Genomic DNA, 13,684 nt, shown 5'->3' with positions numbered 1-13,684 from the left:
CCGACCCCCCGACGACGAACCCGCGTGCTGTCCATTGGTCGGTCCGGGACCGGTGGCCGCAACCACCACGGGGTCACGCGCCCGGGTGGTTTCGATCAACCGAGCGGCGGGAGCTGCGGCGGGGTGGCGGCCGGTCGGGTCTCCAGCGCCTCCAGCGCCAGCCGCACGGCCGTGTCGAGCTGCGGGTCACGACCGGCCACCCGGTCCTGCGGCGTGATCACGACCTCCACGTCCGGGTCCACGCCGTGGTTCTCCACGCCCCACCCGGGACCGGCGAACCAGGTGGCGTAGCGGGGTTGCGTGACCAGCGTGCCGTCGACCAGGTGGTACCGCATGTCGATGCCGATCACCCCGCCCCACGTGCGGGTGCCGACGACCGGCCCGATGCCCATCTCCTTGATGGCCACGTTGACGATGTCGCCGTCGGACCCGGCGAACTCGTCCGCGATGGCCACCACCGGCCCGCGCGGCGCGTCACCGGGGTAGCTGTCCGCGGTGGTGTAGCCGCGCGCCACGGACCAGCCGATGATCCTGCGCCCGAGCTTCTCCACGACCAGCTCGGACGTGTGCCCGCCGCCGTTCTCCCGCACGTCGAGCACCACCGCCTCGCGCGCCAGCTCGACCCGCAGGTCGCGGTGCAGCTGCGCCCAGCCCGCGCCCATCATGTCCGGCACGTGCAGGTAGCCCACCCGCCCGTCGGACAGCTCCCGCACGCGCGCCCGCCGGTCGGCGACCCACGCGTGGTAGCGCAGCGGCTCCTCGTCCTCCAGCGGCACCACCACGACCCGGCGCGGTTCGCCGCCGCCACCGGGGCGCACGGTCAGCTCCACCGGCTTGCCCGCCGTGCCCACGAGCAGCGGCGCGGGACCGGTGCGCGGGTCCACCTGCCGCCCGTCCACGGCGACGATCGCATCGCCGGCGCGCACCGCGACACCGGGCGCGGCCAGCGGCGAGCGGGCCGCCGGGTCCGAGGTCTCCCCCGGGATCACCCTCGTCACCCGCCACGCGCCCGACTCGTCGCGCGCCAGGTCCGCGCCGAGCAGCCCCACCGCGCGACCGCGCGTGCCGTGCGCCGGGATCACGTAGGCGTGCGACGTGCCCAGCTCGCCCTGCACCTCCCACAGCAGGTCGAGCAGGTCGCCGTAGCTGCCCAGCCGGTCCACCAGCGGCCGGTAGCGCTCCAGCACGCCCTCCCAGTCCACGCCGCCCATGTCGGTGCGCCAGAAGTTGTCGCGCATCAGCCGGCCCGCCTCGGCGTACGCCTGCCGCCACTCGGCGGCCCGGTCCACGACGACCCGCACGCGGGACAGGTCCACCTCGACGGAGTCGCCGTCGTCCGGGTCGACCTTGCGGTCGGCGGGCACGACCCGCAGGTCGCCGCCGTCCCGCACGACGACCCGCTGCCCGTCCCCGGTCACGTCGAACGCGTCCAGGCCGTCCACCAGCACCTCGGTGCGCGACTTGGCCAGGTCGAACCGCTCCAGCACCGCGCGCGGCGGGCGCGCGCCGCTCGGCAGGTCGTCGCCGAGCACCCCGCGCAGCGGCGAGCGCAGCCACAGCAGGCCGCCCTTGACGGCGGTCAGCCCCGCGTAGCTGGCCGCGCCGACCGGCACCGCGACCACCCGGTCGGCCAGGCCGTCCAGGTCGACCACGGTGATCGGGTTCTCGTCGTCCTTGTCCTTGTCCTTGTCGGACGGGTCGTCGCCGACCGGCCGGCCCAGCCGCATCGGGTCGAACGGCGACGGCGTGGTCGCCGCCAGCGGCACCAGGTACGGGCGGCAGCCGGTGGGGAACGACAGGTCGAACACGTGCGCGTCGTACACCGGGTCGAAGCTGCGCACCGACAGGAACGCCAGGTGGCGGCCGTCCTCGGTGAACGTCGGCGAGAAGTCGGAGAACCGCAGCGGCGTCACGTCCACCACGGACAGGTCGGTCGTGTTCGTCATCCGGATGTGCTGGAGCGGGCGCGGGCCGGGGTGCGCCCAGGCCAGCCAGTTCGAGTCCGGGGAGAACGCCAGGTCGTCCACGTGGGGGTTCGCCCCGGCCAGCACCTCGCGGACCTCGCCCGACTCGACCTCCACCAGCAGCAGCCGCCCGTCGTGCGTGGCCACCGCGAGCCGCCGCCCGTCCGGCGAGGGGACCAGCTCCAGCACCCGCCCCAGCCTGCCGACCGCGACCCGGCGCGGCTCGTTGCCCGGCTCGACCCCGCCGACCGGCGAGAACTCCAGGCCCTCCTCGCCGTCCGCGTCGGTCACCCACACCACGGCGTCGCCCACCACGCGCGGCAGGCGGGCCCGCACGCCCGGCTGCTCGGCCAGCGCCCGCACCGGCCCGTCCCTGTGCGTCACCCAGTGCACGGTGCCGCGCACCTCCACGACGCTCGCGCGGCCGGTGCGGTCCGGGTGGAAGTCGTCGGGTCGCGAGCCGACCGGTCGCGGCCGGCGCGCCGTGCGGGGACCGCCCAGGGCGACCTCGACCCGGCGCGGCTCGGCGTCCAGCCCGTCGAGGACCCACAGCTCGCCCGCGTGCTGCCAGACGACCCGCGTGCCGTCGGTGGACGCGACGCGCGCGTAGAACTCCTGCTCGGTGTGCCGGCGCAGGTCGGAGCCGTCCGGGAGCACCGAGTACAGGCTGCCGACGCCCTCGTGGTCGGACAGGAACGCGATGCGGTCGCCCACCCACACCGGTGAGGTGAGCGACGACGTCAGCTCCGGCAGGATGCGGCCGAACTCGCCTGCGCCCTCGGCGTCCACCCAGAGCTTGCCCGCCGCCCCGCCCCGGTACCGCTTCCACCACGCGGGGTCGCGGCCGTAGACGGAGGTCACGACGACCTGGCCGGCGGGGCCGAACGACACGTCGTCGACCCACCCGAACGGCAGTCGGTCGGCGGGGCCGCCGTCGGTCGGCACGGCGTGCGCCCACTTGCGGTTGCCCGACGCCTGCCCGGCGGCCGTGACGGCGACGACCTCGCCGCCCGGCGTCCAGCCGCGCACACCGGTCGAGTAGTCGCCCCAGTGGGTCAGGCGGGTCGCCGGGCCGCCGTCGACCGGCGCCAGGTGGACCTCGGGCGCGCCGTCCCGGCGGCTGGTCCAGGCGAGGTGCGTTCCGGTCGGGTCGAAGCGCGGGTGGGACACCGGGACCTGGTCGGCGGTCACCCGCCAGGCCCGGCCCCCGGCGAGGGGCGCCAGCCACACGTCGTCCTCGGCCACGAACGTGACGAGGTCGCCGTGCAGGTGCGGGAAGCGGAGGTAGGCCGGTTCGGTCACCCTCCCGACGTTAGCGCCCCGGTCACGCCCCCTTGATCCACCCCAGGAAGCTCGCTGCGGCACCACGATCGAACGTCAGCACGGGCCCGGCCTGGTTCTTCGAGTCCCGCACCGCCACCCGCCGGTCCACGTGCGCGACCTCCACGCAGTTGGTCTCGGTCGCGCTCCGGCTGGACTTGCGCCACTCGCTCATTGCTCGTACTCCTTCGCGTACCCGGCGATCACCCCCACCGAGTCCTCGGCACTGGCGGCGGCAGCCAGCAGGGTGGGCTTGATGTCCATGTATGCCTGAACGTCCTCGGGCTTGTCCAGGAATACGGTGGGCCGCAGGTGCTCCAGGTGCACCACCGGCGCGGTCCGGTCGAACTCCAGCAGGGCGAAGGAGCCGAACAGGCCCGGGTACCAGCCCCTCTCCTCCCGGACCACCCGCAGGGTGACGTTGGGGAGGTCGGCCACCTCCAGCAGGTGCCGCGCCTGGGCCGCCAGGACCGCCCGCCCTCCGATCGGCCTCCGCAGCACGGATTCGTCGAGGATCGCCAGGTAGTGCACGCGCGTCAGGACCCGCTGGCGGTCGAGGCGGACCTTCACCCGGGCCTCGGCGTCGGCGCGGGCCAGACCGCTCTCGACCATGATCGCGCGGGTGTACTCCGGGACCTGGAGCAGTCCCGGCACCAGGAGGGCGGTGACGTCGGTGATGGCGGTGGCCACCTGCTCGTACTCGACCAGGGCCTTGAGCTGGCGGGGCAGGTCCGCGCCCGTGGCGAGCCAGTTGGACCGGGACGCGTCGCGGGTGAGGGCGAGCAGTTCCCGGCGCTTCACGCCGACCACGCCCATCGCACCCAGCACCGAGGCCAGCTCGGTCTCCGTGAGGAACCGCTCGCCGCGCTCGATGCGGCTGAGCATGCTCTTGCTCAACCCGACCCGCTCGCCGAGCCGGACGATGCTCATCCCCCGCGCCTTGCGCAGGTCCCGCAGTTCCGCGCCGAGTGTCCGCGCCCGCGCGTTGCTCTCCATGAGATCAGCCTAGGGCTACACCCAAACGTGTAGTTTCGGGAATTCCCAAGACACACCACACTCATCTCATGAGCTACGCGATGATCAGGGGCGGCACCGACGTACGGGCCTGGGCGCGCATCCGCGACGACACGGCGATCGAGTGGGAGACCGGCCCCGACGAGGTCGAGTTCACCATCGGCGGGCGGCACGGCCTCGAACTCCTGGTCACCGCCGCCGGCCTCCGCAACCTGGTCGCCACCGGCTCGGCCGCGCTCGCCGCACTGGAGACCTTCCCGAACGCGACCACGCCGGACCCACCGGCCTGACAGGATCACCCCGTGTCGAACGATCCCCCGATGACCTACGAGCGCGTGGCCGCCGTCCTGCTGGAGATCGGCATGATCTCCGCGGACAAGGCGCGAGCGGTCCTGGACGACCTCGCCGAGTACGCGCGGAACCCGCTGGACCAGTACGGCGTCGCGTCGGCCCTGGAGTCGTTCGACCTGGCGGTCAGCGTCCACGCCGACGACGTCGACTTCCTGGAGGAGTCCTACGAGCACCTGCTGGCGCGGGCGGCCGAGCTGACCGGCGGCGCGGTCACCGTCACCGACGTCCGGCTGCACCGGGGCGAGGGCGACGTCGCCGAGGGCCCGCGCCACGACGTGCTGGAGTTCACGCGCAACGGCGAGGTCGTGACCGTCCAGGCCGAGCACTTCTCGGACGAGTACCTCGACCACCTGGCGGCCGCCGAGGCCGTGGACCACCTCTCCCCCGACGACCCGCGCAGGTTCCACGACGTCGGCTTCGACCGCGAGCCGGGCCACGTCTACGAGACCCTCATCGCCCTCGCCACGCCCGAGCAGGTGCGGGCCCTGCACGAGCGCTTCGGCCTCGTCCTCAGGTGAGTCCGGTCGGGAAGTCCCGCCGGGAGTGATCAGAACCCGAGCTCGGATCGAAGGTCGGCCCAGCTCACGCTGCCGGGACGTGGCGCGCCGCTGCTCCGGACCTCCGCGGTCGCGGAGACCAGCCGCCGGGCCGACTCGGGATCGTCCCGGGTCATCAAGGCCATCCGCCGCCACGCCCGGAGCGTGTCGCGCAGCCGGTCCAGGCGCAGCGTCCGACGAGCGGCGGTGAGCGCCGCGTCGAAAGCGGCGGCCTGTTCGGGCAGGAGTCCCGCGCGGATCGCCTCGGGCGTGCCGAACCACGTGGCCGCCTCGTCGTCGCGGACCCACTCCGGCGCGGGCTCGGGAACGCGCGCCGGCGGGTGGCTCACGCCGGCCAGTGGGCGCGCCAGTCCTCGGCCGTCAGGGCACCCGTCACACCCGCCGCGCGCGCCGACACCTCGGCCGCCCGCACCGACGAGGCGAACCGCCGCGCCACCGCGCGCAGCTCCGTCTCCGGGTCCTCGCCGGCCAGCTTGGCCAGGGCCGCCACCGCGAACAGCGTCGTCCCCGTGTCGTCACCCTCGGGCAGCAGGTCCACCGGGAACCCGGCCCGCGCCACCCGCTGCGCGAGCTTCCCCGCCAGCGCCACCGCGGGCTGACCGGTCGCCACGCCGTCCAGGCTGGACGTCCGCTGCTTCTCGACCTGCTTCAGCTCCTCCCACCGGTGCTGCTGGGAGGACGCGTCGGTCACCTTCGGGTCACCACCGGAGAACACGTGCGGGTGACGTCCGACCAGCTTGGCCACCAGGTCGCCGGCCACCTCGTCGACGCCGAACGGCTCCGACGGGTCCTCGGCGGCGATCCGGGCGTGGAAGAGGACCTGGAGCAGCACGTCGCCCAGCTCCTCGCGCAACGCGGCCCGGTCACCGTCCTCGATGGCCTCCAGCAGCTCGTAGGTCTCCTCCACGAGGTACTGCCGCAGCGACTCGTGGTCCTGCTCGGCGTCCCACGGGCAGCCACCGGGCGAGCGCAGCCGGTCCATCACCGCGACCGCGTCCAGCAGCGGCGACGGGGGGCCGATCACCTCCGACCCCGTCGTGGCCATCCACAGCGCGGCCGGTTCGGACGGGTCGGTCGTCAGCAGCACCGCGCCCGGCTTCAGCACGTCCGGCACCGGCACCGCGCCCCACAGCGAGGCGTCCACGCCGACCCCCGCGTACACCACCGCCGCGCTCCTCACGGCGGGGAGCGCGGCGGCGGGCAGGACCGGTGCGCGACCGAGGTGGACGACCGTCACGGGGCGATCTGGCGGGCGGTGGCCTGGTAGCCGGACAGCTCGCCCTCGCTCGGCGCCAGGGAGATCGCGGTGGTGTCCCACACGCCGTAGCGCGGGTTCACCCGGATCGACGGGTCGCCGGCCAGCTGCTGCACCAGCCGCAGGCCGATCTGCTCCAGCAGCTGCGGCGTGAGCTGCTCGGTGGACGACTCCTCGGACGACGGCCGCACGTCGGTGCGCCGCTCCTTGACGTGCGCGACGATCCACTGGGCGCTGCCCGGGTCCGGCGGGAACGCCACGACCGTGCCGGGCTCGACGCCGAACAGCGGCGACTGGGCCGACTGCGGCGACTCCGCCGAGCGCACGACCTGGTTCTCGCGGCCGAGGGACTGGCCCTGCTCGCTGCGCGGCGCGGCGGCGATGAACTCGGCCATCTTCGCCGGGTCGGCCGCGACCTGCTTGGCCTTCTCGATCGCCTCGGTGTTGTCCTTGGTGAAGAAGTAGTCGAACGTGACTTCCATCCGGTCGACGTACTTGCGCGCCAGCTCGACCAGCAGCAGCTGGTCCTTCGCGCGCTCCCGGAACGTCGTCGCGTCGTAGACGGTGTTCTGCGAGGCCATGTCGGCGCCGCCCGCCTGCTCGACGGACTCGGCCACGTCCTCCTCGGACACGGTGATGCCCTCGCGCTGGGCGGCCAGGCCGATCAGCTCGTGCTGCACGCCGAGCGTGACCAGCTGGCGGGCGACCTGGTCCAGCTTGCGCTGGTCGTGCAGCTTCCGGGCCTCGGGCTCCTTGTCGAGCACGACCTCCAGCCGCTGCTGCACCGTCTCCAGCGGCAGCACGGTGTCGCCGACGATCGCGGCCGAGCCGACCTTGGCCGGGCCGGTTCCGCAGCCCGCGACCAGCAGTGCGACGGCCGCAGCGATCAGGGTGGAGCGCCTCTGTGCAGTCCTCACGACCGGTACCCTCTCACGACGCCCGTCAGCTCCTGGTGATGGGGCTCACGGACAGCGTCTCCATGAAGTGGGCGCACCAGTCGAGCAGCTCCTGGTCGCGCAACTGGGGCGCGCCCATCCGGCCGCCGGCCGCGCCCTCGGTCGGGCGCGGCACGCTCACCGTCCTGGCCGCCGGCTTGTGGACCGCCTTGGGGAACAGCCGCTTCAACCGCACCAGTTGGCTGTCCCTCAGGTCCAGGGGCGCGAACCGGATGGTCTGCCCCATCACGACGACCTCGGTCACCCCGTGCGCGCGGCACGTCTGGCGGAACCGCGCCACCGCCAGCAGCCGGTCCACGGGCAGCGGCGGCGTGCCGTAGCGGTCCTTCAGCTCGTCCCGCACGGACTGGAGCGCCTCCTCGTCGCCGGCCGCCGCGATCTTCCGGTACGCCTCCAGCCGCAACCGCTCGCCCGGCACGTAGTCGTGCGGGATGTGCGCGTCGACCGGCAGGTCCACCCGGACCTCGGCCAGCTCCTCCTCCAGCTCGCCGTCCGCGCCCGCGTGCCGGCGGAACGCGTCGACGGCCTCGCCGACCAGCCGCAGGTACAGGTCGAAGCCGACGCCCGCGATGTGCCCGGACTGCTCGGCACCGAGGATGTTGCCCGCGCCGCGGATCTCCAGGTCCTTCATGGCCACCGCCATGCCCGCGCCCAGCTCGGTGTTCTGCGCGATCGTGGCCAGCCGGTCGTGCGCCAGCTCGGTCAGCGGCGACTCCGGCGGGTACAGGAAGTAGGCGTAGCCGCGGTCCCGGCCGCGCCCGACGCGCCCGCGCAGCTGGTGCAGCTGCGACAGCCCGAGCAGGTCGCCGCGCTCCACCACGAGGGTGTTGGCGTTGGAGATGTCCAGGCCGGTCTCGACGATCGTCGTGCACACCAGCACGTCGTACTCGTTCTCCCAGAAGCCCTGGATGATCTTCTCCAGCTTGTCCTCGTTCATCTGGCCGTGCGCGGTGACCACGCGGGCCTCGGGGACCAGCTCGCGGATGCGCCGCGCCGACTTCTCGATCGTCGAGACGCGGTTGTGCACGTAGAACACCTGGCCGTCGCGCAGCAGCTCGCGGCGGATCGCGGCGGCGACCTGCTTGTCGTCGTAGGAGCCGACGTAGGTGAGGATCGGGTGCCGCTCCTCGGGCGGGGTGAGGATCGTGGACATCTCGCGGATGCCCGCCAGCGACATCTCCAGGGTGCGCGGGATCGGCGTCGCGGACATCGTGAGCACGTCGACGTTCGTGCGCAGCGCCTTGATGTGCTCCTTGTGCTCGACGCCGAACCGCTGCTCCTCGTCCACGATGACCAGGCCGAGGTCCTTGTAGCGCAGCCCCTTCTGGAGCAGGCGGTGCGTGCCGATGACGATGTCCACCTCGCCGTCCGCCAGGCCCGCGATCGTCTGCTCCGCCTCCAGCGGGTCGGTGAACCGCGACAGGCCCTTGATGTTCACCGGGAACGCGTGCATCCGCCCGGCGAACGTGTTCAGGTGCTGCTGGGCGAGCAGCGTCGTCGGCACCAGCACCACGACCTGCTTGCCGTCCTGCACCGCCTTGAACGCCGCGCGCACCGCGATCTCGGTCTTGCCGTAGCCGACGTCGCCGCAGACCACGCGGTCCATCGGGACGGTCCGCTCCATGTCGGACTTGACCTCGTCGATCGCCGCCATCTGGTCGACGGTCTCGGTGAACGGGAACGCGTCCTCCAGCTCCCGCTGCCACGGGGTGTCGGGCCCGAACGCGTGACCGGGCGCGGACTGGCGGGCGGCGTAGAGCTGCACCAGCTCGGCGGCGATCTGCTTGACCGCCTTCTTCGCCTTCGCCTTGGTGTTCTTCCAGTCGCTGCCGCCGAGCTTGTTGAGCGTGGGCATCTCGCCGCCGACGTAGCGGGACACCTCGTCGAGCTGGTCGGTCGGCACGAACAGCCGGTCGCCGGGCTGGCCGCGCTTGGACGAGCCGTACTCCAGCACCAGGTACTCGCGGGTCGCGCCCGCCACCGTGCGCTGCACCATCTCCACGTACTTGCCGATGCCGTGCTGCTCGTGCACGACGAAGTCGCCCGGCCTGAGCGCGAGCGGGTCCACCGCGTTGCGGCGCTTGCTCGGCATCCGGCGCATGTCCTTGGTGGACGTGCCGTGCCTGCCGCCGGTCAGGTCGGTCTCGGTGAGCACGACCAGCGCCAGCCCGGGCAGCGCGAACCCGTCCTCCAGCGCACCGCGCACCACCGTGACGACGCCCGCTGCGGGCTTGTCGGTGAGGGCGTCCGCGCAGGTCGCGCTCACGCCGGCGTCGCGCAGCTGCTCGGTGGCGCGCTGCGCCGTGCCCGCGCCGGGCACGACGAGCACGGCCGTGCCGCCGGACGCCGTGTGCGCGCGCAGGTCGGTGAAGGCGCGCTCGACGTCGCCGCCGTACGCCTCGACGTGCTTGAGCTCCAGGCGCAGGACGTCGGCGCCCTCCGTGGTCAGCTGGCTGAGCGTCCACCACGGCCGGCCCGCGGCGCGCGCGGCCCCGGCCACGTCGCCGAGGTTCCGGTAGGCGCTCGCGCCCAGGTCGATCGGGGCCTTCCCGCCGCCGGCGGCGGCCATCCAGGACGCCTCCAGGAACTCCTGGCCGGTGCGCACCAGGTCGTGGGCGCGGGCGCGGATCTTCTCCGGGTCGTTGAGCACGACGTGCGTGCCCGCCGGGACGACGTCGGTGAGCAGCTGGAGCCGCCCCTCGCACAGCGCCGGGATCAGCGCCTCCATGCCCTCCGACGGGATGCCGTTGGCGATCTTCTCCAGCATCTCGTGCAACTGCGCGTCGGCCTCGTGCTCGGCGGCCAGCGCCTCCGCCCGCCGCCGCACGTCGTCGGTGAGCAGCAGCTCCCGGCACGGCGTCGCCGTGAACCCGGTCACCTGGTCGGGCAGCGACCGCTGGTCGGCGACCGAGAACGGCCGGATCTCGGTGACCTCGTCGCCCCAGAACTCGACGCGCAGCGGGTGCTCGGCGGTCGGCGGGAACACGTCCAGGATGCCGCCGCGCACGGCGAACTCGCCGCGCTTCTCCACCATGTCGACGCGCGCGTACGCCAGGCCGGTGAGGTCGGTGAGCAGCTGCTCGAAGTCGTGCTCGGAGCCGACCGCCAGGTCGACCGGCTTCAGGTCGCCGAGGCCGGGGGCCATCGGCTGGATCAGGCTGCGGACCGTGGTGACGACCACCTTGAGCGGGTCGTCACCGGGGTGGGCGAGGCGGCGCAGCACCTGGAGGCGGGCGCCGACGGTGTCCGCGCGCGGCGACAGGCGCTCGTGCGGCAGCGTCTCCCAGGACGGGAAGATCGCCACGGAGCCGTGCCCGATGAGGTCGCACAGGACGTTCTTGAGGTCGTCGGCCTCGCGCCCGGTGGCCGTCACCGCCAGCACGGGCGCGCTGCCCGCCAGGGCCGCGGCGACCAGCGGCCGGGCGGCGGGCGGTCCCTCCAGCTCCAGGTCGGGGACGCCGACGGAGTCCACGAGGGCGCGCAGCGCCTTGTCGGGCAGGACTGCGGTGAGCAGGCCGGAGAGCGGGCCGGACTGGGGCATTGCGATGGCTCCCGGGGAAGACGCGGACAGACCCCTGCCCGGGACCTCGGAACGGCCTCGGGAGGGGTTCTCGCCACCAAGCCTACGTGCCGCCGACGCGGGCTGCGCGCGGATTACCGCTTGACGGGGTGATCACCCTGGAGGCGTGGAGCACAGGCAGATCAGGGCCGACTACGACGATCGGCACGTCACCGTCTACCAGGCATACCCGGCCGCGATCGCCCGTCCGGCGCTGGCCGCGGGCCGGTTCGTGCCGCCGTTCAAGCCCGGCCGGATGACCTGGGTCAAGCCCTCGTTCCTGTGGATGATGTACCGCTCCGGGTGGGGCGCGAAGCCGGACCAGGAGTGCGTGCTGGCCGTCAGGATCACCCGATCGGGGTTCGACTGGGCGTTGGACCGGGCCGTGCCGAGCGACGCGGGCGTCGGTTCGCGACCGGACGTGCGCGTCCAGTGGGACCCGGAGCGCGACCTCCACCTGAACCCCCTCCCCCACCGCTCGCTCCAGCTGGGGCTGGCGGGCGAGGCGTCGCGCCGCTACGTCGAGGAGTGGACCGGGTCGATCACCGACGTCACGCCGCTCGCGCACGAGGTGCGCGCCCTGGTGCGCGCGGGCGACCTGGACGCGGCCCGCGCCCTGCTGCCGGCGGAACGCCCCTACCCCCGCGCCTGATCCCCCGCGCCTGATCCCCTGCGCCTGATCCCCTGCGCCTGATCGCGACCACACACCCGGCTTGGGATGCTGGGCGGTATGCGTCGGACCGCCGGTTTTGCCGCCGTTGCCCTGCTGGCCGCGAGCACGGCGGCCGGGTGTTCGTCCGCCGAGCCGGGCGGCAACGCGCCCGCCACCACGGACCCGGCCGCGCTGCGGGTCGAGGTCGTCGTCGGCGGGTTGAGCCACCCGTGGGACGTGGGGTTCCTCCCCGACGGGCGGATGCTCGTGCCGCAGCGCCCGGCGAGGATCGCGCTGGTCGAGAACGGGAAGGCCACCGACGTGGAGGCCGACCTCGGTGACGTGGCGGTCCGCGGCGAGGGCGGCTTGATGAGCCTCGTCGTGCACCCCGACTTCGAGACCTCGAAACAGTTCACCACCTGCTTCAACACGGCCGAGGACGTGCGGCTGGTGACGTGGCGGCTCGACGGCGCCAAGGCCACCCGGGTGAAGGACCCGCTGCTCGCGGGCCTGCCGAACAACCCGAGCGGGCGGCACTCGGGCTGCCGGATGGCGCTGGACGGCGACGGCCGACTGCTCGTCGGCACCGGTGACACGGCGGTCGGCACCGTGCCGCAGGACAGGTCGAGCCTCGGCGGGAAGGTGCTGCGCGTCGACCTGGCGACCGGTGAGGGCGTCGAGGGCAACCCGTTCGGGGACCGGATCTACACCTACGGGCACCGCAACGTGCAGGGCGTCGCCGTGCGGCGGGACGGCCTGGTGTTCACCGCCGAGCACGGCCCGGGCGTGGACGACGAGGTCAACCTGCTGCGCCCCGGCGCGAACTACGGGTGGGACCCGTCGCAGGGCGGCACGGCCGGCGGTTACGACGAGAGCGTGCCGATGACCGACCTGGAGCGGTTCCCCGACGCCGTCGAGGCCGTGTGGTCGTCCGGCGACCCGACCGAGGCGATCTGCGACGCCGCGTTCCTGACCGGCGAGCAGTGGGGCGGCATGGAGGGCGTGCTGGCCGTCACCGCCCTGAAGGGCTCGAAGGTGCTGCTGTTCACCGTCACCCCCGAGGGCGGCGTCCACTCGGTGTCCATCCCGGTCGAACTGGACGACACGCACGGCCGCCTGCGCGGCGCCGAACTGGGCCCCGACAACGCCCTCTACGTGACCACGTCGAACGGCGAGGACGACAAGATCCTGCGAATCACCCGAACCCCCTGACCCACCCGCGAGTCGTAAGTCCACCCCGCGCGAGTCGTACGTTCAGGTCGCGCGAGTCCAACGTCCAGGCACCGTGAGTCGTACGTCCAGGCACCGTGAGTCGTACGTCCAGGCACCGTGAGTTCTTTACTCGTGAGTGAAGAACTCAGGGTGCCTGAGTGTTGGACTCTCGCGACTTGGACTTACGACTCGCGCGACTTGGACTTACGACTCGCGCGGGGTGGGCTTACGACTCGCGCGGTCAGCGGATGCGGAGGCGGGGTTTGTGGTCCATGTGGGAGAGGCCCTTCCAGGCCAGGTTGACGAGGTGCGCGGCCACTTCGTCCTTCTTCGGCTTGCGCACCTCCAGCCACCACTGGCCGGTCAGCGCGACCATCCCCACGAGGGCCTGCGAGTACAGCGCCGCGAGCTTGCGGTCGTAGCCCTGCCGCGAGAAGTGCAGCCCCAGGATCGACTCCACCTGGGACGCGATGTCGTTCAGCAGGGACGAGAACGTGCCGGTCGAGGAGGCCACGGGTGAGTCGCGCACCAGGATGCGGAACCCGTCGGTCGAGCCCTCGATGTAGTCCAGCAACGCCGTCGCGGCCTGTTCGAGCAGCTCACGCGGGTGCCCGCCGGACAGGGCGTTGACGATGTGGTCCATCAGGTACTGCATCTCGCGGTCCACCACGACCGCGTAGATGCCTTCCTTGCCGCCGAAGTGCTCGTAGACGACCGGCTTGGACACGCCCGCCCGGTGCGCGATCTCCTCGACCGAGGTGACCTCGAAGCCCTTCTCCGCGAACAGCGCCCGGGCCACGTCGAGCAGCTGCTCGCGCCGCTCCTTGCCCGTCATCCGCACACG

At 73.1% G+C, this 13,684-nt stretch carries 12 protein-coding genes; 4 read left to right on the top strand and 8 right to left on the bottom strand.

Features of this window, described 5'->3' with window-relative positions:
* Window positions 1-95 precede the first annotated feature (95 nt).
* The 3 genes from J2S66_RS32290 to J2S66_RS32280 are packed head-to-tail and all read right to left on the bottom strand — an operon-like array spanning window position 96 to window position 4,280.
* A complete protein-coding gene (locus tag J2S66_RS32290) occupies window positions 96-3,266 on the bottom strand; it encodes a S41 family peptidase (protein ID WP_310312089.1) in 3,171 nt (1,056 codons plus the stop codon).
* 22 nt (window positions 3,267-3,288) lie between these two features.
* Entirely contained in the window at window positions 3,289-3,459 is a 171-nt protein-coding gene (locus tag J2S66_RS32285; protein WP_310312087.1) for a DUF397 domain-containing protein, read from the bottom strand.
* Complete coding sequence (locus J2S66_RS32280) at window positions 3,456-4,280, bottom strand: helix-turn-helix domain-containing protein (protein WP_310312084.1); 825 nt, start codon at window positions 4,278-4,280, stop codon at window positions 3,456-3,458. The genes J2S66_RS32285 and J2S66_RS32280 overlap by 4 nt, the downstream gene beginning before the upstream one ends.
* Before the next feature lie 68 nt (window positions 4,281-4,348).
* Here J2S66_RS32280 and J2S66_RS32275 point away from each other — a divergent pair, with 68 nt between their 5' ends.
* Together J2S66_RS32275 and J2S66_RS32270 are read left to right on the top strand one after the other, a co-directional pair.
* Window positions 4,349-4,588: a hypothetical protein gene (locus tag J2S66_RS32275; RefSeq protein WP_310312081.1), complete on the top strand. Its 240-nt coding sequence runs from the start codon at window positions 4,349-4,351 to the stop codon at window positions 4,586-4,588.
* A 12-nt stretch (window positions 4,589-4,600) separates the two neighbouring features.
* Window positions 4,601-5,167, top strand: coding sequence for a hypothetical protein (locus J2S66_RS32270; RefSeq protein WP_310312078.1), 567 nt, complete (start codon window positions 4,601-4,603; stop codon window positions 5,165-5,167).
* 29 nt (window positions 5,168-5,196) lie between these two features.
* On the opposite strand, the gene J2S66_RS32265 is transcribed toward J2S66_RS32270, so the two are convergent.
* The 4 genes from J2S66_RS32265 to mfd are packed head-to-tail and all read right to left on the bottom strand — an operon-like array spanning window position 5,197 to window position 10,958.
* Complete coding sequence (locus tag J2S66_RS32265; protein WP_310312076.1) at window positions 5,197-5,535, bottom strand: DUF6247 family protein; 339 nt, start codon at window positions 5,533-5,535, stop codon at window positions 5,197-5,199.
* Window positions 5,532-6,443: a nucleoside triphosphate pyrophosphohydrolase gene (locus J2S66_RS32260; RefSeq protein ID WP_310312072.1), complete on the bottom strand. Its 912-nt coding sequence runs from the start codon at window positions 6,441-6,443 to the stop codon at window positions 5,532-5,534. Before J2S66_RS32260 ends, J2S66_RS32265 begins: the two co-directional genes overlap by 4 nt.
* Window positions 6,440-7,378, bottom strand: a complete 939-nt coding sequence (locus J2S66_RS32255; RefSeq protein ID WP_310312069.1) for a SurA N-terminal domain-containing protein — start codon at window positions 7,376-7,378, stop codon at window positions 6,440-6,442. Before J2S66_RS32255 ends, J2S66_RS32260 begins: the two co-directional genes overlap by 4 nt.
* Window positions 7,379-7,403: 25 nt before the next feature.
* Window positions 7,404-10,958: a transcription-repair coupling factor gene (gene mfd / locus J2S66_RS32250; protein WP_310312066.1), complete on the bottom strand. Its 3,555-nt coding sequence runs from the start codon at window positions 10,956-10,958 to the stop codon at window positions 7,404-7,406.
* 145 nt (window positions 10,959-11,103) lie between these two features.
* On the opposite strand from mfd, the gene J2S66_RS32245 reads away from it, so the two are divergent.
* Together J2S66_RS32245 and J2S66_RS32240 are read left to right on the top strand one after the other, a co-directional pair.
* Complete coding sequence (locus J2S66_RS32245) at window positions 11,104-11,628, top strand: DUF4291 domain-containing protein (protein ID WP_310312063.1); 525 nt, start codon at window positions 11,104-11,106, stop codon at window positions 11,626-11,628.
* Window positions 11,629-11,706: 78 nt separating this feature from the next.
* Entirely contained in the window at window positions 11,707-12,840 is a 1,134-nt protein-coding gene (locus J2S66_RS32240) for a PQQ-dependent sugar dehydrogenase (RefSeq protein ID WP_310312061.1), read from the top strand.
* 241 nt (window positions 12,841-13,081) lie between these two features.
* Here the strand turns inward: J2S66_RS32240 and J2S66_RS32235 are convergent, their stop codons facing one another.
* Window positions 13,082-13,675 (bottom strand): TetR family transcriptional regulator, encoded by a 594-nt coding sequence (locus J2S66_RS32235; RefSeq protein ID WP_310315257.1) that lies wholly within the window; start codon window positions 13,673-13,675, stop codon window positions 13,082-13,084.
* Between the last annotated feature and the right edge of the window lie 9 nt (window positions 13,676-13,684).

It is taken from the genome of Saccharothrix longispora, assembly GCF_031455225.1.
GTDB lineage: Bacteria > Actinomycetota > Actinomycetes > Mycobacteriales > Pseudonocardiaceae > Actinosynnema > Actinosynnema longispora.
Note: the sequence above shows the minus strand (reverse complement) of the source record. Positions and strands in the feature narration are given on the sequence as shown.